The sequence below is a fragment of the Paraburkholderia sp. 32 genome, assembly GCF_050435345.1.
Lineage (GTDB): Bacteria > Pseudomonadota > Gammaproteobacteria > Burkholderiales > Burkholderiaceae > Paraburkholderia > Paraburkholderia tuberum.
Genome location: NZ_JBNDKD010000002.1, coordinates 1062764 through 1083779 on the forward strand (window position 1 = coordinate 1062764; position 21016 = coordinate 1083779).

Genomic DNA, 21016 nt, shown 5'->3' on the forward strand with positions numbered 1-21016 from the left:
GCAGAGGTTCTGTCGCAGTAAGGCAAGCGGGACAAGCAAACAACTGGTTGCGCGTTTCAAGCAGGCTCGGCGCAGCGCGGTTGGACAAGCCCATGGGATGGGAAGGAATCGCGGCGGCTAGGCCTGCGATGCGACCATGTGTGTTGTTGTGCGAAGGTATCGGCATGGTGCGGGCGAGCGTGACCACGGCGCGATGGCCGGCGATGAAAACAAAGGTCTCGAAGCAAGTGATCAGCTTCGGCAGTAGTGCCGAAGATTGATCATCGTGTACGCGAGGGTTTTCAATGCGTAGTGTAGGTGGCTGAGTCGCTCGAAGCGCAGCAGCAGGCGCCGGAACTTATCTTCCCACGCGAACACCCGCTCGATTGTCCTGAACCGTTCTTCAAAGATGGCCGGATCGAACAGCGGCTTGCGCCCGCGCTTCGGTCCTTTTCTGGCGCGCGAATTAGCGTTGATGTTAGGCACCATGCCGCGATTGAAAATGGCTTTGCGGTTGGGCCGGCAATCGTACACGCCATCCAGGCTCATGACCGTGCCCCGCAGATCCAGCCCCACCGCACGGGCGATGCTCGTGAGCCGCGGCAGCGCTTCTCGTAACAGCGGCGATTCATTCCGATTGCCCGGTGTTCTGACGAACGGCGCGATGACGTTGCAATTCCGGTCACACAGGGCAACGACCTTGCAGCCCTTGAGCTTCTTGTGGCCGCTGAAGCCGAGATTGTCGCCGCCTTTCTTCGCGGCGGTTGTGGTGCCATCGCCATGGATGATGCGCGTGTCCAGGCGGTGATCGCCATGAAGCCTGAACACCGAAGCCTCGAAAATGGCATCAAGGCATCCGTCCGATTCCCAGCGCCGGAAGGCGCGATAAATGCGGGTGTAATGAATCTCGGGACGGCCATGCCAATCCTTCTCGATGGGCAACTCCTTCCACTGGCAGCCGAGATAGAGCGCCTTCAGAAGGTAGTTGAAAATCGCATGCGCGCTGAGCTTTCGCGCGGGTCCGCGACGGCCCTTGCTCAGATGCAGCCAGACAAATTGCTCGAACTTGTCGACGCTCAATTTCGTTGGAATCTCTTGCTACGACTGACTTTCGGCCATTTCGACCTTCAAAGCATCGGGATTCTAGCCGATTCGTGCCAGGCGGGTAGAACCCAAGCCCGGGTGGCCTTTCAACCGATTCCGCCGGCTTGAAAAAACCCGCAACCAGTTGTAAGAAACGGTGTTGCACTTCAGATTTGATAGCGCCATCGGATTCCGTTGCCAAGTTGATTAATGTCCGCAAATGACAGGGAAAGTGGTCACTATCAACCCTCTGATTTCGACTTCCGCTCCGGGCCATTTGATTGCAAGGCCGAGCAACGCAGCGCTTGCGAATGACGTTCCCCTTGGGCGGTTTCACGAAACCTCGGCTGCTCCAAAATCAGGCAGACATCGCGCGCTATTAAGATAAGTTTTCTTTTGTGCGACGTGAGGTCGCTTCGTTCGTTGTTTTACCGTCGATGTCTGGCGGGAGGAAACCGGGCGTTCCGTCGCTCGTAGTCTATTGGTGCATGCGGGGCTGGTAACGGCGCCGTGTGAAGCCACCGAGACAATGTAGCCCGGCGCAAGCTAAGCCGTGGTCGTGAGACGACGGTGCCCCTGCGAGTGTCAATGCGGAGGGGGCGCTAGACTGGATGGCATGGTTAAAGTATTTGAACTGCTGATAAACATCGTTAACTTAGACGGGCCAAAGACACTGATAGGCCCCACCCAAAACGGGAACGTAGCAGGTCTGCCCTTTATAAGATGGGGCAGCGCGGACATGGTGCTACCGGTGGAGAAGCAGAGCCTAAACCATTCCTGCGAACGATGCGGAACACGGAAACCCCGTATCTCTGCCCAGTCGGGCAAGCCGACCGTGAGGAAAGCTGTTGGAGGTGCGGGAACAGGAGTGCGGAGAAAGCGAACGCCGTCCTGTAATCGGACGGATAGGGATTGCGCCGCAAGGCAACATCATCCTACGCGAAAGCGGGCAGACTTCCGCATGGTCTTTCGTCACGAAAGAGTCTGACGAACCTTCAAAGGAGGAGAAGCAAATGACAGTGCAGCAAGCCGGCACCGGTGCGTCCTCCGATCGCGCAATGCATTGGAACGATGTCGATTGGGCCCGATGCTATCGTGAGATTCGAAGGCTGCAGGCTCGCATCGTGAAGGCGACACAGGACGGCAAGTACGGCAAGGTGAAGGCTTTGCAGTGGTTGCTGACCCACTCGTTCAGCGGCAAGGCACTCGCCGTCAGACGGGTGACTGAGAATCAGGGTAGACGGACTCCCGGCGTAGACGGCCTCACATGGTCTACGCCGAGGTCCCGACTCCAGGCAGTGAAGTCTCTAAAGCGGCGGGGCTACCGCCCTCTGCCGCTGAGACGAATATATATCCCGAAAGCCGACGGGAAACGGCTGAGACCTCTTGGAATTCCCTGCATGGTCGACAGAGCGCAACAGGCGCTTCATCTGCTTGCACTCGAACCTGTTGCAGAAACCATGGCGGATCCGAACTCTTATGGGTTCAGAGCCGCCCGCTCCACGGCCGACGCGATAGAACAGTGCTTTATCTCACTGGCCAGCAGCAATCGCGCGCAGTGGATTCTGGAGGCCGACATCCGGAGCTGCTTTGATGAAATTTCGCATGATTGGTTGGTCGCCCACATCCCAACGGACAAAGCGATACTGCGAAAGTGGTTGAAGGCTGGCTACCTTCACAACAGTGTCTTTCACTCGACGGAAGCGGGTACGCCTCAGGGCGGTATTATCTCGCCCACGTTGATGAACATGACTCTCGATGGGTTAGAACGAACACTTCTTGCGAAGTTCTGCAGAGGCGGCCGGAATCCGTCGAAGGTTAACGTCGTTCGATATGCAGATGACTTTGTTATCACTGGCGCGACGCGAGAAGTGCTGGAGGATGAAGTCATGCCGCTGGTCGTGCAGTTTCTTGCACAGCGGGGATTATCGCTGTCACGGGAGAAGACCCGGATCACGCATATCAACGATGGGTTCGATTTCCTGGGCATGAACGTTCGCAAGTACGACGGCAAGTTGTTGATCAAGCCGGCCAAAACGAGCGTTCAGCGCTTCATGCGGAAGCTTCGGGACGTCGTGAAAGGCAATGCAACGCTAAGACACGATCGTCTGATCCGCCTGCTCAACCCAAAGATTCGCGGTTGGGCGGATTATTATCGGCATGTCGTGGCGAAGCGCACCTTTAACAAGGTTGCTCATGCGATTTGGGAATGTCTATGGCGTTGGGCGAAGCGCCGACACCCGCAGAAGAACTCGCACTGGGTACGTCGGAAGTACTTTCGAACCGTTGGCGCCCGCCAATGGGTCTTTGGTACGGCGACGGACAAAGTGCTCAGCAATGGAAAGCGTGAACTTCTGACGCTGTACGACATTGACGGCACGTCGATCCGGCGGCACCGCAAGATCAAGGGTGCCGCAAACCCGTTCGACCCGCAGTGGGAAAGTTATTTCGAAGAGCGGTTGGGCTTCACGATGATGGACTCGCTCAAGGGCCGGATGCGGCTGATCCGGTTGTGGCTCGATCAGCAGAGGTCCTGTCCGGTCTGTCGTCAAATGATCACGAAATCCAGTGGCTGGCGGCTGTACCACCTGGAGCGAAAGATCGATGGCGGTAAGGACACGATCAGCAACCTGACGATGCTTCACCCGGATTGCCATCGGGCCGCGCGTGCCCTCGGACTCTCAGTAGTGAAACCGGCCTCGGCAATGGGGCTTTGAAAGGCTTGAGCCGTGTGCTGGGAAACTCGCATGCACGGTTCTTAGGGGGCGGCGGTGCAGTAATGCACCGCTGCTACCCGACCGCAAGAGCAAGATTTGGCTGCATAACTTGGTCCCGCCGCTAGTGATCAGTGAGCCAAGCTGCCGCGCCGTCTCAAATACCCTTATCGCGAGGACACCATCTGCGACCTAAGCTGTGCCCTTCAAACCTGCCTCCTTGTCGTCTTGTCGGGCAGGGGAACAGTACGCTGCCGTGCCCGACGTCGCGTCGCTCGCCGCGCTACGCGCCTGACACGCGGGGCTCGCGGCGCGCGGCGCAGTCGAGCACTACCTCTCGCACAGGAAAACGGACGGCCAGTCGGTAGGCGGCCTCCTCCGACGCATCTGCCGCCGGCAAGCGTTACGGCCTTACGTGAGGTCACACCAAAAGCGTCGGCATCGACGTGTTGACGTACCGCGACATGCTCAGGGTCATCGATTCACGGCTCTTAGCAAGGGCACGCCGGCAAGCTTCACAATCGACTGCACACTTTGCCATTGAATGTTCGCTAGTGCGAGATCAGCACTGAACCAGTCGTTGGACATCCCGACGAGGACATCGGGTCTGTCAACCAGCAGACGCCAATGCGGCCACCACAGGAAGTCTTCATAGCAGATCGAGAAAGACGCCCGCCGGCCTCCGATATCCAGGTATCGCTGCGTCACACCGCCCCGGCTCGCACTCACCTGCTCCCATGGGCGCCACAATCCGGCTGGTACTGGCTGACGGCTATCAAACCGCCCGCCTTCCACACCGACAATTACAGCGCTGTCGGTGTATCTCAGGAAACGATCTTCATTTCGCGGGAGTTCGCGTGCGGAATCATGATCCGCCAGGTCCACCCCCAAGATCAGAGTCCGGTTGGTCCTGACCAGCTGATTCAGATAACCGTCCCACCAGTATTGCATGGCGGGTCGCCATATCCCGATCACTTCCTCCGGCAAGACAACCACCGTTGCACCATCCTCGAATTGCCGCCTGGCCGCTTCCTGCGCTGCCTCAGTACGGGCGTAGAGTGCAGCATAGTCTTTCTGGTCGAGCCGTCCGAAGAACGTATTGACCGACATCCATCCAGCCGGCACCTCGGTATCTTGAACCATGACATGGGCAACGACGGCAGCTGCCGCCAACAGAATCGCGACAGCCAACGCAACTTTTGACTGTCGGACACACGCGGCCGAGGCCAGCGCGCACAATCCCATCGTGACACCCGCTAGTTGCCAGCCTGGGTACAGGGCACTGGCCACATGGACGGGCGAAAGCCAGCCGATGATACCCAGCGGCGGAACCGACACGAGCAAGGTGGCGAGTACAGCCCTCCATGCGCGCCGTGCCGCATCAGTCGTCGGCGTCAACGTAACCCATGGTGCAGACAACAGAAGCGCCTGCGCCAGCCAGAACGCAACGCCAAGCGCAAGCGCCGCATGCGCTGGCAGCTCGCCGTAACCCACAAAGAAGCGCTGACACACGAGAGGAATATCGCGCGCACCGGTCAGATAGTAGCCCGCCCACAGTGACAATGCCGACCACCGGCTACACGTAGAAGACCAGATGATAGGCAGGACAAGCAGCGCGATCAGCCAGTGACCGGGATACCAGACGAGCAACGCGACGACGACGCCCATTGCGCCGTAGAGGCCACACCACAAACCGTTGCGCCACCGGGACCGGAAATCATCACCAGATCGACAACCGGAGCACAAGCGTTTGCTCAGTGGGAGGGTGGCGACTTCAGGCGGCCGCGCGCATCTGTCACTGTCGAGATCGTCGCCAACCTCACCGTGACCCCGGAGCTTTGTCATGAGAGAAGACGTGCCCTCACCGGACAGTTCAACGTCGACGCAGCGCCTCGGAGAGCGGTCCAGCTCCAGCCTTCGGGCCGGAACCCGTTCCCGGAACCGCTCATCAGGACGCGCGGGACGCGCCGTAGACGAGCAGTCCATGGAAACGCCTCAATGCACGGTTGCGTTCGGTCTGGGCCAATCGAGAATCCAGTCCGACTGCTGCCACAACGCATTGCGATAGAGGATGCGTAGGTGGGCGCGCCGCACGAGCCGACTTTCGCTGGTCCACGCTTGCACTTCCCAGCCGTGAAACTGTTCGTGCGACCGACCCGTGACAACCGCTGCCGACACCGTATCGGCCACCAGACCCTCGAGCATCTTGAGTTCGCCCGCATCCGGGTATCTGAAACATGAGGTGATCTGCTGCATGGTGCGCTCCAAATCGTGGTGCGCGCTAATTAACGCGCCCCTGTGACGTCGTGCGTGTTCCGCCTGCCGGTTAGACAAAACTCTGCCGCCGGTCATCGATGTCGGCTTAGGAGACGTCGATGACCCGTTGTGCATGCCAGTAACAGCGCGTGGATTTATTAGCCTGCTGAGCCGGATGTCGTGTCCCTCTTCTCTCCAGGCCGATCGAATTCAGTGGGTACGACGGGTTCGTCCGGGGGCGGGTCGGCGTCCGCGCTGTCACCTTCATCACCGCTACGCCGTTGCCGCGCCTGAAAGATCACCTGATCGACCCGCACGAGGTTGAGCGCTATCGACTCCGCGTCGATATGCACGCCGGCCGATGCTTCGCTCTCGCGCGTGATCCACGGATTGACGTACAGGTCGCCCTTGACGACGACACTGGCACCCGTCCTGATGTGCTCCATCACTCGGTCGGTGTGGCGCTCATTCCAGATCGTCACGTCCACCGGAAATGTCCTCCCGGCTTTCTGTTCCAGAGAACCGTCTTCGAGGCGCCGGTACGACGCCGACATGACGCGAAGCTCGACGATGCGCTTTGCGCCGTTCGGCGTATTGACCTTTTTCATGATCGGCGACGACAGGACGTTACCGACCAGCTCTGCGTAGATACCCATTGCGGACTCCGTTCGTAAACAAGCTGAGATCAGTCGACAGATGCCGGCCGATTGATGCTCGACCTTGCCTGACGACGGGATACCCCGGTGCTACAAACGCGCTGTCCTGCTATCTTTTGATTTCAGAGGCTTCCGACGAGGCCCCCTTCGGTACTGCGTTCACCGGCTTATGGCGATCCTCTACCTTCCGGCTCGACGTCGTCCCGGTGCGCCGCCGGCAAGCTTCACGGTGCCATGTTTCAGGTACATCTCGATCTGGCATGCCGAATAACGGAAGACGGCTTCAATCGCATTCAATTCCTGTGCACGGACGTGGCACTGTTCCAGGTAGAGGTGCAGGGGCGCTGGAACCTTCGGGAATTGCAGCCTCACCCGCTCGAACCGGGCAATGCCTGGATCACCCCGGATATGCCAGAACAGACGCTGCCGTGTTGCCCCGCTCCTGAGTCGGTCCGAAAAGAATTTCAGGGTCACAGGCAGGTTGGCTGCGGCAGTCTCCCGGGCCAGTAAACGCATTTCCAACGCCGTCAGTTCCACGATCTGCCGGTGGTGATGTATCAGGCGGCGGAATGCTGCCCGGCCGCTGAGTTCTTTCAGCTCCGACGCTCGCAGTCCGGTAATGCGCTCTGCAACGCTCAAGTCTCGACTGTCCATTCAATCGACTCGCACCTGGACAATTTAATGCAACAGAAACGGCCGATGGTCATCGCTCTCTGCCAGGCCGACGTGCGGATGGGCTCGCGAATCGGCCAGTCGTTGACTCAACGTATCGAGCAATAGCAGGAACTGACCCGGCTCGCCCATGGGTTGACCAGGCTCGTGGCACAGCAGTTATTGGGCCGCCAGGCGACGCCGAATCTCTCACTCTCCCGCGGCTCAATGCCCTGTCCAGCGCCTTACTGATCTCGCGGTAACTGGCGCGCAACACACGCTGATGCGCTTTCATCGAAAGGAGATAGGTCGCAAATAACCTCGATCCATAGGCTTTTCCCAACGCGTAATATGCTTCCGGAAATGGTCACGGGGACAGCGGCGGCTGCCCGCGTTGGATTGGATTGCTGATGGTCCCGTGTTCGCGTTGCGCGGTATTGCCGTTTTCGGTACAGATGGACGACTGTCGCAGCCGTGCCTCCATCGCGTTGAAGGTGTCGAGGTAGGCGACCTTCCAGCGTGCGGCGCCCTTGCCAGTGAAACTCATCGCGCTGTAGGCGAAGCCGTCGCGGGTCAGTCGATACATCGGTCTGAGCCGATTCGAACGATCCCGATACGAGGTCTCCGCAAAATTGCGGGCACCGAGAGCGCGCGGTACTTCCCGCAACGCGTTGCGAATCGCCTTGAGCACATCGCCATGTCGTTTGCCAAAATGTTCAGTGATCACTAGCGAGGTCGTCATGACCTGACCATCGATTAGCGTGACGCGTGGTTTGAGAACCTGAGCCTGTTCCATTTTGCGTTCCGTCCTAGAATATGCCGCATTCACCGCGTCCCCTTACCCTTAAAGGCTTTATGCAACGATCAAGGTTGCGCTCAGATCATCCACTCAATCAGACTGGTTGCTGCAGTGACCACCCTCTTGCGCCAGGAGCGATGCCGCAGTCGGCGCGTCGCTGAACCGGAAGGACTGCCGCAGTATCCGCGTTATTGCCTCAGTGGATTGCCGCATCGATCGCGATGTTGAAAAGACGTTGTCGCATGGACCACCTCATTGGAGCAGCGGCTTTGCCACAGAGTTCGCTTCTTCCGCATCGTCGGACAGCGGCACGCTGTCGAGCAGTCGCAGTTCCGCGTCCGAGAGCTGTTTCACACGCCGCCTGCTATGTCTCGGCTGGACCTGCCCGATGAAGACGTCTTTCGGCACCGGCCCAAGCAGCGCCCTGACCGCCTCGACACGCTGCTTAGCTGTATTGTCACCGACCGGCAGGAAGTCGATGCGTGACAGCTTGATCAGTTCGGGTCGCGTCAGGATCTGCTGACAGGTGACGGCGAAGTGGAACACCGACAGACACTTATGTTTGGCCAGTGAGACCCGATGAAAACCGCTGTGCGATGTAATCAGGTCGCGCAATACGGCGGACTTGACGACCCGCACCAGGTAATCGAGTTCGACCAGCAGTGTCGCGATCATGTAGCCGTAGGGTGACGCAAAGCCGAGTACAAGGCTGGCCGGCTCGCGCGATTGCAGGATCGTGTAGTCGAGTCCCTTCTGTTTCATCGCATCAAGTCTTGCAAGGATATTGCGTTGCTCGAGAGCGATCGCATGGCGCAGGCCAGTGATACGCTCGCTGATTTCTATGAGTTTCCAGTCGGCGTACGGATTGTCGTTTGCTGACAGCGACCACAGTGCACGTAAGGCGGCGGCGACGCGTTTGCCGCCCGCCATCGAATAACCCTGTTCACCCGGTTTGACGGAGCGACCAAGGAACATACGCATCGCATCGCGCGTATGCAGGTTCATCCGGTCGCCGCCATCGCTCGACAGGCCGCCGATCTGCCTGATTTTGAGGGCATTCGAGACGGTAACAAGCGCATCGGCCTCCTGGCGCATCGTGTGCAGGTCCTGCATGTTTTGCAGCGACTGCTCGCGCTCCATGTACAACTGGTAGCGGGCGAACAGTGGATCGGCGGGATCGGGATCGCCATCGGAGATGAGGTCCACCAGGATCGTACGTTCGCCATCAAGGTCGTAGCCGTCGGCGAACGGCGAGGAGGATGTCCTGGCAAATGCATCGATCGCAGCATCGACCTGGGTTCGGCGTAGGATGACCATCAGCTACTCCTGGGAGTGAAAAGGTTGAACGGTTGCGGCATTGACCAGCAACAGTCGACCGTGCCGCCCCCGTAATCGCTCTGGGATCGATGGTTCTGTCGCGGTAGCGGCAGACTCCGCCAGGGCGGATTTTCCTGACGCTGTGTTTGAAGCAGGCTAGTCATGTTTCCCTCCTGATTGCCCCCATTGCCGGCGCAGTGCATCGCGAAGCGCGGCCAGGTTGTGTCGGGCAGTTTCAGGCGAGGACGCGGGTGGCAGCTGGCCGGTGAACTGCTCTTCCCGCTCCCGAAGCGCCAGTTGTCGGGCGGCCGCGAGTCGGCGATATTCGCGTTCGAGATGCGCCTTGGCCGGAATGAAATCACCCGCCTGATAGCGCTTGACCAGGCTACCGACGTAGGCGACCGGCCACTTCACGGGGTGCTGCCGGTGGCAGGCAGCCATCTCGTCGAGCATGATCTGGCGAGCTTCCTGGGGAACACGGGCCAGATGCTGCGAAATGGGCTGTCGTTCGGCGGCATGCACGCAACCGGGCCATATCAGACTCGGGGGTTCGAAAGTGATAACCGGGCTATCACGTTCGTCGCGGTCATCGGCTTGGCGCAAGGGTTGCCGTTCGGCAATCGCATTCTTTTCTCGCCCCACCACCACAGCGGGTTCGGCGTCACCGGCGAAGTCGATGGGTAACAGAGGTTCGCCGCCCGTTCTGCCAGCGTGATGCGTTGTAGTCGTAGGTGTATTCGTACTTGTAGTCGTATACGCGCGCGCGTTGGCAATGTACGTTTCCCGCCGACTACCATGTACGAAACCCGCCGACTGCAATGTGCGTTTCTCCCCGTCCAATTTCTGCGGTTGGGAGAAATTGGTGAGGGACTTTTGTACATCGATCCGGTCGTGAATCGGGATTGCCCGCACACGATTTTGCCTGTCCAGCGTCTGGACAGGAGCGTTGAACGAGTCGTGAACCGGGGACGGCAGCGTGCAGTAGTGCGTGTCAAGCGTCTTGACAGAATCGCTGCTGCCTTCGTGAACCGGGATTGGCCATCCACCATATTGCGTGTCCAGCGTCTGGACAACATCACGGACATGGTCATGAGCCGGACACGGCGGCACACCATTCTGCCTTTCCGGTGTCTGGACAGCACCGCTGCAATTGTCGAATATCGCACATGTTCGCAGTCCATATTGTCTGTCCAGCGTCTGGACAGAATCATGGATGTGTTCCAGAGTCCGAGACGGCCATACACTTTCCTGCCGGGTCAGCTTCCGAACGGGATTGGCGGCTGGCTTCGTGCACTGCAACCATTCGCACAAACTTCCGCGTGTCCAGCGTCCGGACAGAATCGTCGATGTGTTCCAGAGTCCGGGAAAGCCGCACATCATTCCGCCTGTCCAGCGTCTGGACAATACTCGCCGCATTATGGGTTGAGGCGGTCTGTCCGCTGCCAGAAGCGGACGTGGTTACGTTAGCGGCAGACGACAGGCGCGGGATGATCGGCCGCTGCAGTTCGAGCAGGCGCACAGGGTGGACGCGACTGAATACCCGCCTGTGCCGCTCATGTGAGACAAACTCCTCAACCAGCCCGAGTTGGCGCAGTTTGTGCTTTGCATTCTCGAACTGCCTGCGTTTCAGCCCACAATCCCGTGCCCAATCACTTGCAGTAAGACTGAACCACTGACCATCTGTATCGAGGATGTGGCGTTGCAACTGGATCATGCGCGAAAGCATCAGCGCCGCGTTGACGCTCCCGGTCACCTCGGCGAGCACCCGATGAAACGCGACGCTTGGTCCGAACAGCGCGTGCATTGCGTGTTCGTTGCCCCGCATGAAGTCGAGCGACAGATGCACTGGCTGCTCGAGCCGATGCGCATGGGACAGCACAGCCGACAGCGTGCCTGTGTGAATCCGGAAATACAGACGTGCCGGACGACCGCCCCGCCATTCCTGCGCGAGGTTGAGTCGGCGCAAGCGACGGCGCGCGTTCTCCTGTTCTTCGCGCGACAGACCCGTTTCCTCGAACCACTGTTCGCGCGTCTTGTGAATCCAGCCCTGGCGGGCCACCACGTCGCGCCCATGCCGCGTCCAGTAGACAAGTTGTGAAAGCAGCACCGCGTCCTTCGGATGTCCTGTGATCTGCGCCAGACGCATCGAGAACGCAATCGGACATCGCTCCTTCAGGAGCGCACAGAGGCGATCGAAGTCCCGATGATAGGTGGTGGTCATGGCGATGGATGGAGGACGTCAGGTGCTTCCCTTAGTGACCTATACGCTGTGTCGTACGACGCACCGCCTGCTCCCTGAGCGCTGCCTCAAGAGCCGGCCATACGATGCGAAAATGCAGGCGCGGCGGAACTCCGACAAGCCGCTCATCCAGCAGGCCCCTCGCGACCAGATGTCTGCGCGCGGTCGCCTGCTGTTTGCGGGATAGACCCAGGCGCTGAATCCAGTCTTGCTGCGGCACTTCGATCCATTCGCGGCCGGATTCATGCCCGAGCGTCGACAGGTCGGTAAGGAGCGCGGCTGCGCCGAGGTTCCCGCACACTTCGACAAAAGAACGGTGAATCGTGATCGGCGTGTCGAACATCGAGAGCAGGAATTCCTGCTCGGCCGGATCCATGCCCGGCGAGTCATCGTAGGATGCCCCGGGCAGCAGGTTGCCAAATGGATCGAGGCGCATGTCCCAGGTCATGGCAGTCTCCCTGCTGTATCACCCGGCTGTTCTTCGAGCAGGCTGCGAATTGCGGTTGCGACGTCATGACCATGACCCCGCTCACACAACTCGGCCCATCGTTGTAGCGTTGCGCGATCAAGTGTTGGGGTCCAGCACGCTGCGGCAAAACGCTCCAGCGCGTCGCAGGAGCCCGTCACACTGTGAAACTGCTTCTGTCCGATGCATGCGTCAAGAAACACGGCCATGCCGGCCTCCCGCGCCTTGTCGAGAACGTTCATATCACCGCCCTCCTCATGATTCAAAAAGCTCAGTCAGAAGCGTGGTTCGCACCGGCGTGACGAGGCCCGGTTCGGTCGCGGGCCCTGTTCCGTCCGGCTGGTACTTCGCCGAGGTTCAGCGCAGCAAAAAGCGTCGCAAGGGTGTAGCGGCCCGCACAGCGCTGATGCAATTCGACATATCGTTCGCGCGGATCCAGTGACGCGCCCAACAGATCGCTCCAGATATCAAAAACCCGGGTGGCCTCATCGACGCTTAGCGCGCATGGCTTGGTCGGCGGTGGGGCGTTGAGATCGCGCCGCATGCGTTCGATCCGCGAACGCGTGACACCTTTGAACAGCGCCTGGATCATCGTCGTGCTGGCCTGAGACCCGACGAAATAGTGCAGCAACGCCTCTTCCCACCACTGGCGCTCGATCTGCTCACATGCGTGCGCAAGAGTATTCATCTCGAACCTCAGGCGCATTGCGTTGGATGCGATCAGCCGCGGGATCAACTGCTCGGCGCGATGGTCACTCAACACGCTTCGTACCGACGGCGGCAGCATACTCATGTCATCCCAGAGCTGGATGCGCAGCGAATCGGGATCGCTGGCTTTGTCCGCACGGGTCCGCGCGATCAGCTCGAGCAGCGCCATGCGCTGCACATTCGAAGCGGAAATAGGAGTCAAATGTTCATCCATCATTCACCCCACTTGCACGACGCGTTCATCGACGCCCTGCGCCAGCCAGAACCGGCGTACAAAGCGCTCGGGGTGCGACTCGCGAAAGGCCCGCGCCGCCACCATCAGGTCGAGGTACAGGCCACCCGCTTCATTGCCGGGGTCGAGAATCGCGAAGAACATCAGGTAGAAGCGATCGGTCAGTAGCTGCTCACCGATCCACGTATCACAGGCCTCCTGCCAGGTATCATCGGTTTCGATCATTCTGCTGAATGCACCGTCGGGAACGACGGCCACGCCGGCAGGAGAATTCTGCTGTGAAAGGCTCACCAGCCACCACCAGCCGTGATAGCGGCAACGGCCAGCCACGCTCTCGATCGCCTGGCGATCCAGCGCAGGTTCATGAGGCTCCAGCGAAGGTGGCTCGACCATGAAGCCATAGGGCAGCGCGGACGTCTCGCGCAGACATCCGTCCAGGCCGCAAATTTCGGCGAAACGCGTGAGCGCCTGCCAGAAGCACCCGGATGCCATCCCGGTTTCGATCCGTGGCGGGATGTCCGACACCGATGCCGGATTTTCCATTGACCCCTGGGTCATGCCTTCGCGGAGTTCGCCGGCGTCTGCTTTTGGCGCCCCCATTGCCCTCAGCAATGTCGACCTCAGGCGGCTTACCTCAGGAAAAGCTAGTGATCCCTCAGGCGGCCCCGAGTCACTGTCATCGCCGCCGTCGGATTCTTCATTGCTGTCGTGACCTGTGTTCCTGGCCTCGGGCGTGCCCGCGGCCTCGCCGCCTCCGCTCCTGTCGCTCGGAGCATCGTCATTGCTCATCGAAGACCGGGATGCACCGGCCGCTCGCGGCGGCTTCGATTGCCGCGCCTGAATGTCCGACGCACGCAACACATCGGCGCTCGCGTCGGGGACCTTGTCCAGCAGAAGCAGCATCGAGTCGAGGCCCGTGCGCGATACATCAAGTCGCTCGGCGCATCGCACATGGAGTGCCTCGACCATGCGGTCGACATCAAGGACCCCGGATTGCTCGAAATCCACGCGGACAGCCTCGAGTTCCGGATCAAGCACCTGATGCTGAATCCAGCTTTCGTCGTGACCGAACTTCTGGACCAGCCGTGTAATGGCACCGATCCTGGGCTGGATACGGCCGGAAACATCGCGACCGCTGAGAGATGCAGTTGCCGGTCCCAATCCGCTTAGCCGTTCCACCGCGAATCTGAACAGCGCGAGTAGCGTGTGACCAATCTGCGTTCCATCATCGGCGAGCATCTTCGAAAACTCGCGCAGCGACAGCGTTCTGCCGAACTCGCCTTCCAAGTCAAGCTTGAGCGCAAGATAGCCATTCGCCTTGTCCCAGAAACACAGATCGGCTCGCTGATCGTTTTCACGCAGATGCGCGGCGAGGAGCCTGGCCTCGCCCGGATACTCCATGTACAGAAAATCGCGATACAGGAACTCGGGGGCGTGCGTCTCTTCATAGAGCGCCTGAGCAGCCAGAAGACGGGTGTTGCCGCCTTTCGCGACGACATACTTTTCCTGTTTCGGTCGACGGGTGACGGTGACGATCTGTTCGATGCCATTGACGCGGATCGAGTCCTTCAGTTCGATGATCCGTTCATGGCTTGCCTGACGTGGATTACGTTCGTAGACCGCCACATCGGTCACCTTGAGCCGGATGGTCGAGACCAGTGTGGGGCCCGACGTACCGGCAACCGGCGCCTTCACATCAAGCCGCTGCGCCGCTGCCCGCTCGCGGTTCATTTGCGCCAGTTGCTGGATTTCAGCCGCTGTCATTGTCGGACGCACCATGGTAGTCATGTGAGACCTTCCTCGGCGGAACTGAGCGCGGCCCCGTCGTCGTCATCGGCGATTACGTCATCGACATAAATATCCTTCAGGCTCGGAAACAACTCCCACACGAGTTGATGCATGACGTGCCACGCTGAATTTGCAAATGACGGCCGGCGATCGTAACGGTGGACCGGCCGCTGTGCGGTCGCCGCGGCCGCATAGGCAGCGGCAGATGGCACCACCGTATCGAGCACCCGAACCTTTCTGTGGCCTGCAAATTTCTGGCGGATGACCGTGGTCAGCACGCGGGCGTTGTTGTTACGTTCCTGAGCGTTGATCAACGCATACAGGTCACCAGAGCGGAATTTTTCGCCAAAGTCGGCGAGACGGTTCAGGTCGTCCAGCATCCCCAGCGTGCCGCTCGAGAACTCCCCCGCGCTGAGCGTATCGGGCTTGATCGGCGAGATCATGTAATCGGCGGCCATCGCCGCCGTCTTCTGGAGCTCGCCGACGGCGCCCTGGGTATCGATGACCACGACGTTGTATGGCTGGACCAGCGGGCCCGCCATCGCACGACGCATGATCATCAGCCGGTCTTCCCGGTCCTTGAGCCAGTTCTGCAGCGATCCGTCGGGCGCGTCTGAATAGATCAGATCGAGGTTGGCAATTGCCGTCCGACTGATGCTGTCGGCGTGAACGCTACCGCCGCGCGTGATGACCGCGCTCAGGCCGCAGGACGCCGGCTCGATCAGTGGATAAAATTTCGAGAGGCTTGGCTGGATGTCACCATCGATCGCCAGCACGCGCATCCCGTAGTCCGCGAGGATGCCCGCAAGATTGGCAGCGAGAGTAGTCTTACCTACCCCACCCTTGGTCGAAACGAACGATATGACAGTCGGCATTGCGCTTTTCTCTCTGAGCACAGGTGCTGGCATCGCACAAATTTCATACTCGCCAGCACCGTTGAATCCGCGGCATCAGGAATCCACTTATCCACTCCAAATTAAATTTTGCAGTACGAAATTAATACAACAGAGACCCGCTTTCACGGGATCCAGCCTGCCCTAAGAGTTACGGAGATGCCTTGGCAAGTACAACATGGAACATTTCTGCTTGCGGACAAGTCTCCTTGATGAACGAGACCGCACTATTCAGGTGCTTCCATGTTTTGAATTGACCGCGGAACGTCTGAACCCGATAGACCTTGTCCTGCCCCGGTAACTTCACCTCCATCTCCCACTGTGACTCTGCCCCCGTAACCATCTCGACCAGATAAATTTCGCATTCACGCTGGGCATCAAACAGGACCGCCAGCTCCCGCGTCGACAACGTGAGCATTTCTTCCTCTTCTCGCTGTTCAAAGAGCGAAGTAATGCCACGGCAACAAACAGTTTCCAAGACCCAAGCGCCTTTTGTTTGCAATTTCATGCAAATGCAACTCTATACCAAGAATTCGCATTGCACAATCAATGTTTTGCAATATGAGAGTTGGAATTTGCTATGCAATATCCCAGCCACACGTTGCGAATGTACTGGTCTCCCGTGCCGCTACGCGTGTCTTGCGCTGGCGGCGGATGAGGGCGGCCAACGCACCCTGTTTCCACCCCAAACGGCAAGCCGCGCTTCGATGATGGCAACTCGACGCGCTGGAATCATGGCTCCGAACAACACCGTCCTGGAACAATGGGTCCGGAGTGGCACTCACGCGATAGGCGTTCTTCGTCATGGCTTCCCTCCGTTGCCCATGACCTTGGTGCAGCTCGCTGCAACCCGGGTCGCCCCGTCGCCCACAAAAACGTTCGTAAACATGCACACCTCGTCGCGGAAGATGACGCGCAGTTTGATCGCCTCGACAAACCCGTTTTGCATAAAACCCCAACCTTCACCGGGTGCAGCAGCCGCACGCTCACCTACAACAACCGCCAGCACATACGCAGCGACAAGCACCAGTCGCTCGAACATTCCGCTACGGGGGCGCTGGATGAACATGACACGCTCTCCTACAAACCCCGCCGCTCCGCGGAAACGGCCCCGGAATCCGTCTCACGCAACTGCCTGACAATGCCGGCGTATTCGGGCGACACCCGTGCCTGCCATGCCGCAACCCATGCCTCACCGCGCCTTCGCAGCCCCTCACTCAGTTCACCAGCACCCGACATTGCGACGGCCACGCCGCTGCGTTGCATGTCATCACGGTTGCGCGCGATCCGCGCTGGCATCGAAAGCCACTGCTGCTGTTCGGTCTCCGCCGCAGCCGCGTCGATCCTCTCGCGCACGCTTCGCGGAAGCGCGTCATAACGGGCCTCGCTCATCAGCGCGAAGGACAGCGGAAACGCATAGTCGATGGCCACGAAGTGCTGTAGCGTTCTGCGCAGCAACCTGCCCACCTCGCCATCGCCCGATGACAGGACTCCATCGAGTGACCCGGCTTGAAGCCGTGGAATGATTTCGCTGACGGAGAGCGATACCGCCCGTGATCCAATCGACGACAGGAAAGCCGCCGACGCATCGTCGTACGTACGGATCCGCAAACCTGACAGGTCGCCGAACGTATTGACGGGCTTGCGTGACCACAGTCCCGACGGCGGCCACGGCGAAACGTACAGCAGATGCAGACCGTGTTGCATCAAGGCATTTTGATAGGCAGGCCGCGCGAGAAATGCGAGCCGCTTCGCCTCATCAAGCGAACGCACCTCGAATGGCAGCATGGAAAGTTCAAAGGCCGGATCGAGCGCGACGAGCGAGCTGGCGAGTGTGTCGCCCACAGCAAGCCGGCCAGACTGGATCGAGTGCACCACGTCGGACGACCGACCCGAGAGAAACTCGGAGCGCATCTGTATCCGCCCGCCGTCCAGCTGCCCGACGCGCTCCGCGAAGCGTTCAATCCCGCAGCCGGAAACGGTATCGCGCGGGTAAGGCGTCGCGATGTACCAGACCTGCACCGCTTGCACGCCTGTCGGGTCACCGGGAAGCAAAAAGACGACGACACAGCCCGCCAGTACGCAAGACCAGACTGCACGAAAAACAGGATATCGAACGTAAAACATGTCCTGCCCACCGATTCATCCAACAGCGGAAAAGCCGTACAACCTCACGTAACCTGCCCCTGATCGGTTCTGTCGCGCTAACGATTACAGCTTGAGCAAAGCGTGATATCGGTAGTACTACTCACGCTACCAACGAGTAGAATTGTTCGGCTGCAGTCGGGGCGACGCCATCGTCACACATCTGCCCCTTGCGGATCATGTGTGCGATTTCTATGCCAGACAGGATGATGCGCGCACAGCGGAAATCCTTGAACCCCAGCATCGGTTTGATGATGCGTTTGATGGCACGGTGATCCTGCTCGACGACGTTGTTCAGGTATTTGTTTTTTGACGGACCTTGATCGGTGTTAAACGCTCGGCATTGAGCGCTTCAAGCGCAGCCAGATTCGCGCCACTCCTGTCCACGGTGATTGTCTCGGGCTCGCCGTTCTGTTCAATCGCCTTCTCGAAGTAGCGGCGCGCCGCGGCCTTGTCCCGATGGGCGCGCAGCAGGAAATCCACCGTATTACCTGTCTTGTCGACGGCACGGTACAAGTATTTCCATTGGCCTTTGACCTTGACGTAGGTCTCATCGACCCGCCAGCTCTTGCCCACAGGCCGTTTGCGTTTGCGGAATGCTTTTTCAAGCACCGGCAGCAGCTTAATAACCCACCGGTGCACGCTCGAATGATCCACCTCGATACCCCGCTCGGCCATCATTTCCTCGAGGTTACGTAGGCTCAGTGAGTACGCCACGTACCACCGCACGCACAGCAGGATCACGTCCAACGGGTAGTGCAGCCGCTTCAGTACCTTGCCAATGCCAGCGGGCAGCGTCTTGCGCGGCGTTTGCGTCTTTGCCATGATGCTTATCATGCGTTGCGGTCCACGGATTTTACTTGACCGCGTTAATGCGACAAAACCGCTGTTCGTGGGAGGCGTGAAGCTTCCGCTGGCGTTGGCGGAGCTGGGATTGATCGATGAGTACGAGTTCGTAGTGCAACCCAGGCTAGTAGGCCACGGGCCGACGTTGTTTGCGGGGCTATCGAAGCGTGTCGACTTGAAGCTCGTAAGCCGACTGGAGTTCGACTCTGGGGTGGTGGCAATTCGGTATGAGCCAAGAAGGTAGCCATTGGCACATTCGCAAAAGCGGGCTAACAATTAATTAACGCCGAACCCACTTCGCGGGTCGGCTTAATTCAGGCATTAGGCGCCAAAGGAGACATCGTGGCAGTCAAGCGGATGGACAACGTCGGCATCGTGGTGAACGACCTCGATGCCGCCATTGAGTTCTTTATCGAACTTGGCCTTACCCTCGAAGGCCGCATGCCCATTGAAGGCGAATGGGCCGGCCGCGTCACCGGAGTGCATGGTCAGCGCGTTGAAGTCGCAATGATGCGCACCCCCGACGGCCACAGCCGCCTCGATCTCTCGCGCTTCGACTCACCTGCCATTTCGTCCGATCACCGCAGAGCTCCAGTTAACTCGTTGGGATACCTCCGCGTCATGTTCACCGTCGAGGACATCGACGACACCCTCGCCCGGCTCAGAAAGCTCGGTGCGTCGGTGGTCGATGAAGTTGTCAATTACGAAAACATCTACCGTCTCTGCTACATTCGTGATGCCGAAGGAATTCTCATCGGGCTTGCCCAAGAACTCCGGTAGCCGACTACCTGATGAGCATGGTCACATTGGCGCCTAATAATTCATTCATTCAAGCGGACGTGCCTTCGGCACGCCGCTTAATTCAGGCGTTGGTGGCCAGCCTACCTGATAGCGGACGCTCGCCACTGGCCGGTTTGGGTCGCGCAGAGACGTTCGAGACGCCCAGCGTAGCGCGCTTAGCGTACGAAAAGTCCGTTTAGGTGATGAACCGCTGCCCCGCGATCGAAATCCCCCGCCTGGGGTTGCCGCCGATCCAGGTTGCGGGCGGGTGAGCTTAGGGCTTAGCTGAACAAGCCACTAAGTCGGCGACGGGTCAGCGACTTGAACGTCGCCAAGTGATGAGGCCGAGCCGAAGCCATTGCTTTTCGGCCCTCGCAGGCCTGTTTGGCGGGCACTTTGCCCGCCTTTCGCCCACTATGGGCGTACCGGTGCCATCAGTTTCTTTCGTGAGAGGTAGACGTTCGCCAGCGCGAGCGCGACGAACGCCCGGTTGGCGTTCTTTGCGAGCCCGCGATAGCGCACCTTCGTAAATCCCCACAGTCGCTTCACCACCGCGAAGACATGTTCCACCCGGGCGCGAATCTTCGACTTGTTGCGGTTCTTGCTACGCTGCACCTCGCCAACTTCGCCGCCCGCACGGCGCGTGCGCTGATTGGTAAAGTCGCGCGCCCTGGGCGCCTTGCTGCGGATCAGTTCCTTCTGGCTCGCATAGGCGCTATCGCCGTAGACGCGCCGCTCGTTCCCGTGCAGCAATTGCGGTAGCGGGTGTTTGTCATGCACGTTGGCCGGCGTGAGCACCGCGCTGTGCGCCAGGCCGCTCTGGCTGTCCACACCGATGTGCAGCTCGGCACCGAAGTACCATTGCTTGCCCTTGCGGTCTGATGCATCTCGGGGTCGCGCGCCTTCTGCTCGTTCTTCGTCGAGCTCGGCGCGCCGATGATCGTCGCGTCCACGATGGTGCCGCTTTTGAGCTTCATGCCGCTGGCCTGCAGCACCCGACCGACTTCGGCAAACAATTGCTCGCCCAGTTTGTGCGTCTCCAGCAGGCGCCGGAATTTGAGCAGCGTCGTCGCGTCCGGTACGGCTTCACAACCCAGGTCAATTCCGGCAAAGCGACGCAGGTTCGCGCTGTCGTAGAGCGCCTCTTCGCAAGCAAAGTCGGCCAGATTGAACCAGTGCTGCACGAAATGAATCCTCAGCATGCGCTCCAGACCAATTGGCGGGCGGCCATTGCCGCGCTTCGGATAATGCGGCTCGATCACCGCGCACAACTGCGGCCATGGCACGATCGCATTCATCGTGTCGAGAAACTCGTCGCGCCGCGTGCGTTTGCGGTGCGTCTCGAAACCCGCACCTTGATCGGCTGCCATCGCCAGCGTCTGCTGCTTCATCCTGTTTCGCCTTCTTCGTTCAATCCGAGCTCTATAATGCTTGAGGTGCCGGATCGGTGGACTTAATCAGCGC

22 protein-coding genes are annotated in these 21016 nt (G+C 59.5%); 3 read left to right on the top strand and 19 right to left on the bottom strand.

Going from position 1 to position 21016, the window contains the following annotated elements:
* Positions 1-231: 231 nt before the first annotated feature.
* Positions 232-1059, bottom strand: coding sequence for a transposase (locus OKW26_RS20210; RefSeq protein ID WP_429354923.1), 828 nt, complete (start codon positions 1057-1059; stop codon positions 232-234).
* A 1016-nt stretch (positions 1060-2075) separates the two neighbouring features.
* Here OKW26_RS20210 and ltrA point away from each other — a divergent pair.
* A complete protein-coding gene (ltrA, locus tag OKW26_RS20215; protein WP_429354262.1) occupies positions 2076-3779 on the top strand; it encodes a group II intron reverse transcriptase/maturase in 1704 nt (567 codons plus the stop codon).
* Between the two features lie 471 nt (positions 3780-4250).
* Here ltrA and OKW26_RS20220 read toward each other — a convergent pair whose 3' ends face one another.
* The 17 genes from OKW26_RS20220 to OKW26_RS20300 all read right to left on the bottom strand — a co-directional run bounded on the left by OKW26_RS20220 (position 4251) and on the right by OKW26_RS20300 (position 18751).
* Positions 4251-5444 carry a conjugal transfer protein TraB gene (locus OKW26_RS20220; protein WP_429354924.1) on the bottom strand — a complete coding sequence of 398 codons (1194 nt, stop codon included), beginning with the start codon at positions 5442-5444 and terminating at the stop codon, positions 4251-4253.
* 327 nt (positions 5445-5771) lie between these two features.
* A complete protein-coding gene (locus OKW26_RS20225) occupies positions 5772-6032 on the bottom strand; it encodes a hypothetical protein (RefSeq protein ID WP_429354925.1) in 261 nt (86 codons plus the stop codon).
* A 158-nt stretch (positions 6033-6190) separates the two neighbouring features.
* Complete coding sequence (locus OKW26_RS20230; protein WP_429354926.1) at positions 6191-6688, bottom strand: single-stranded DNA-binding protein; 498 nt, start codon at positions 6686-6688, stop codon at positions 6191-6193.
* Positions 6689-6868: 180 nt separating this feature from the next.
* On the bottom strand, positions 6869-7342 hold the full coding sequence (locus OKW26_RS20235; protein WP_429354927.1) for a hypothetical protein: 474 nt from the start codon (positions 7340-7342) through the stop codon (positions 6869-6871).
* 364 nt (positions 7343-7706) lie between these two features.
* Positions 7707-8135 carry a Rha family transcriptional regulator gene (locus OKW26_RS20240; protein ID WP_429354928.1) on the bottom strand — a complete coding sequence of 143 codons (429 nt, stop codon included), beginning with the start codon at positions 8133-8135 and terminating at the stop codon, positions 7707-7709.
* A gap of 255 nt (positions 8136-8390) precedes the next feature.
* Positions 8391-9455 carry a PFL_4669 family integrating conjugative element protein gene (locus tag OKW26_RS20245; RefSeq protein WP_429354929.1) on the bottom strand — a complete coding sequence of 355 codons (1065 nt, stop codon included), beginning with the start codon at positions 9453-9455 and terminating at the stop codon, positions 8391-8393.
* A gap of 156 nt (positions 9456-9611) precedes the next feature.
* Positions 9612-10565 carry a hypothetical protein gene (locus OKW26_RS20250; protein WP_429354930.1) on the bottom strand — a complete coding sequence of 318 codons (954 nt, stop codon included), beginning with the start codon at positions 10563-10565 and terminating at the stop codon, positions 9612-9614.
* 97 nt (positions 10566-10662) lie between these two features.
* Positions 10663-11676 carry a hypothetical protein gene (locus OKW26_RS20255; RefSeq protein WP_429354931.1) on the bottom strand — a complete coding sequence of 338 codons (1014 nt, stop codon included), beginning with the start codon at positions 11674-11676 and terminating at the stop codon, positions 10663-10665.
* Positions 11677-11707: 31 nt separating this feature from the next.
* On the bottom strand, positions 11708-12142 hold the full coding sequence (locus OKW26_RS20260) for a hypothetical protein (RefSeq protein ID WP_429354932.1): 435 nt from the start codon (positions 12140-12142) through the stop codon (positions 11708-11710).
* Positions 12139-12402 carry a hypothetical protein gene (locus OKW26_RS20265; protein ID WP_429354933.1) on the bottom strand — a complete coding sequence of 88 codons (264 nt, stop codon included), beginning with the start codon at positions 12400-12402 and terminating at the stop codon, positions 12139-12141. The genes OKW26_RS20260 and OKW26_RS20265 overlap by 4 nt, the downstream gene beginning before the upstream one ends.
* 29 nt (positions 12403-12431) lie before the next feature.
* Positions 12432-13082, bottom strand: coding sequence for a hypothetical protein (locus tag OKW26_RS20270; RefSeq protein WP_429354934.1), 651 nt, complete (start codon positions 13080-13082; stop codon positions 12432-12434).
* A 3-nt stretch (positions 13083-13085) separates the two neighbouring features.
* Positions 13086-14888: a chromosome partitioning protein ParB gene (locus OKW26_RS20275; protein ID WP_429354935.1), complete on the bottom strand. Its 1803-nt coding sequence runs from the start codon at positions 14886-14888 to the stop codon at positions 13086-13088.
* The gene (locus tag OKW26_RS20280; RefSeq protein ID WP_429354936.1) at positions 14885-15763 is read right to left on the bottom strand and encodes a ParA family protein; all 879 of its coding nucleotides are present in this window, start codon (positions 15761-15763) and stop codon (positions 14885-14887) included. Before OKW26_RS20280 ends, OKW26_RS20275 begins: the two co-directional genes overlap by 4 nt.
* 169 nt (positions 15764-15932) lie before the next feature.
* Entirely contained in the window at positions 15933-16289 is a 357-nt protein-coding gene (locus OKW26_RS20285; RefSeq protein ID WP_429354937.1) for a hypothetical protein, read from the bottom strand.
* 294 nt (positions 16290-16583) lie between these two features.
* Positions 16584-16850 (bottom strand): hypothetical protein, encoded by a 267-nt coding sequence (locus OKW26_RS20290; RefSeq protein ID WP_429354938.1) that lies wholly within the window; start codon positions 16848-16850, stop codon positions 16584-16586.
* Between the two features lie 11 nt (positions 16851-16861).
* The gene (gene dctP / locus OKW26_RS20295; protein ID WP_429354939.1) at positions 16862-17908 is read right to left on the bottom strand and encodes a TRAP transporter substrate-binding protein DctP; all 1047 of its coding nucleotides are present in this window, start codon (positions 17906-17908) and stop codon (positions 16862-16864) included.
* A 121-nt stretch (positions 17909-18029) separates the two neighbouring features.
* Positions 18030-18751, bottom strand: a protein-coding gene (locus OKW26_RS20300; protein ID WP_429354940.1) for an IS6 family transposase whose coding sequence is annotated in 2 segments (ribosomal slippage) — positions 18030-18233 and positions 18236-18751 — 720 coding nt in all. Because the reading frame shifts where the segments join, the coding sequence is not laid out codon by codon here.
* A 10-nt stretch (positions 18752-18761) separates the two neighbouring features.
* Here OKW26_RS20300 and OKW26_RS20305 point away from each other — a divergent pair.
* Both OKW26_RS20305 and OKW26_RS20310 read left to right on the top strand, forming a co-directional pair.
* Positions 18762-19016, top strand: coding sequence for a dihydrofolate reductase family protein (locus tag OKW26_RS20305; protein WP_429355261.1), 255 nt, complete (start codon positions 18762-18764; stop codon positions 19014-19016).
* 98 nt (positions 19017-19114) lie between these two features.
* Positions 19115-19552 carry a VOC family protein gene (locus tag OKW26_RS20310; RefSeq protein WP_429354941.1) on the top strand — a complete coding sequence of 146 codons (438 nt, stop codon included), beginning with the start codon at positions 19115-19117 and terminating at the stop codon, positions 19550-19552.
* Between the two features lie 414 nt (positions 19553-19966).
* Here OKW26_RS20310 and OKW26_RS20315 read toward each other — a convergent pair.
* Positions 19967-20943, bottom strand: a protein-coding gene (locus tag OKW26_RS20315) for an IS5 family transposase (protein ID WP_429354942.1) whose coding sequence is annotated in 2 segments (ribosomal slippage) — positions 19967-20427 and positions 20427-20943 — 978 coding nt in all. Because the reading frame shifts where the segments join, the coding sequence is not laid out codon by codon here.
* Between the last annotated feature and the right edge of the window lie 73 nt (positions 20944-21016).

Excerpts from the sequence above, each read along its gene's own strand:
- OKW26_RS20255 (WP_429354931.1), bottom strand. The coding sequence starts at position 11,676 with ATGACCACCACCTATCATCGGGACTTCGATCGCCTCTGTGCGCTCCTG.
- OKW26_RS20235 (WP_429354927.1), bottom strand. The coding sequence starts at position 7,342 with ATGGACAGTCGAGACTTGAGCGTTGCAGAGCGCATTACCGGACTGCGA.
- OKW26_RS20220 (WP_429354924.1), bottom strand. The coding sequence starts at position 5,444 with ATGGGCGTCGTCGTCGCGTTGCTCGTCTGGTATCCCGGTCACTGGCTG.
- OKW26_RS20290 (WP_429354938.1), bottom strand. The coding sequence starts at position 16,850 with ATGTTCATCCAGCGCCCCCGTAGCGGAATGTTCGAGCGACTGGTGCTT.
- OKW26_RS20230 (WP_429354926.1), bottom strand. The coding sequence starts at position 6,688 with ATGGGTATCTACGCAGAGCTGGTCGGTAACGTCCTGTCGTCGCCGATC.
- OKW26_RS20280 (WP_429354936.1), bottom strand. The coding sequence starts at position 15,763 with ATGCCGACTGTCATATCGTTCGTTTCGACCAAGGGTGGGGTAGGTAAG.
- OKW26_RS20265 (WP_429354933.1), bottom strand. The coding sequence starts at position 12,402 with ATGAACGTTCTCGACAAGGCGCGGGAGGCCGGCATGGCCGTGTTTCTT.
- OKW26_RS20245 (WP_429354929.1), bottom strand. The coding sequence starts at position 9,455 with ATGGTCATCCTACGCCGAACCCAGGTCGATGCTGCGATCGATGCATTT.
- ltrA (WP_429354262.1), top strand. The coding sequence starts at position 2,076 with ATGACAGTGCAGCAAGCCGGCACCGGTGCGTCCTCCGATCGCGCAATG.
- OKW26_RS20260 (WP_429354932.1), bottom strand. The coding sequence starts at position 12,142 with ATGACCTGGGACATGCGCCTCGATCCATTTGGCAACCTGCTGCCCGGG.
- OKW26_RS20305 (WP_429355261.1), top strand. The coding sequence starts at position 18,762 with ATGCGTTGCGGTCCACGGATTTTACTTGACCGCGTTAATGCGACAAAA.
- OKW26_RS20225 (WP_429354925.1), bottom strand. The coding sequence starts at position 6,032 with ATGCAGCAGATCACCTCATGTTTCAGATACCCGGATGCGGGCGAACTC.
- OKW26_RS20270 (WP_429354934.1), bottom strand. The coding sequence starts at position 13,082 with ATGGATGAACATTTGACTCCTATTTCCGCTTCGAATGTGCAGCGCATG.
- OKW26_RS20285 (WP_429354937.1), bottom strand. The coding sequence starts at position 16,289 with ATGAAATTGCAAACAAAAGGCGCTTGGGTCTTGGAAACTGTTTGTTGC.
- OKW26_RS20240 (WP_429354928.1), bottom strand. The coding sequence starts at position 8,135 with ATGGAACAGGCTCAGGTTCTCAAACCACGCGTCACGCTAATCGATGGT.
- dctP (WP_429354939.1), bottom strand. The coding sequence starts at position 17,908 with ATGTTTTACGTTCGATATCCTGTTTTTCGTGCAGTCTGGTCTTGCGTA.
- OKW26_RS20275 (WP_429354935.1), bottom strand. The coding sequence starts at position 14,888 with ATGACTACCATGGTGCGTCCGACAATGACAGCGGCTGAAATCCAGCAA.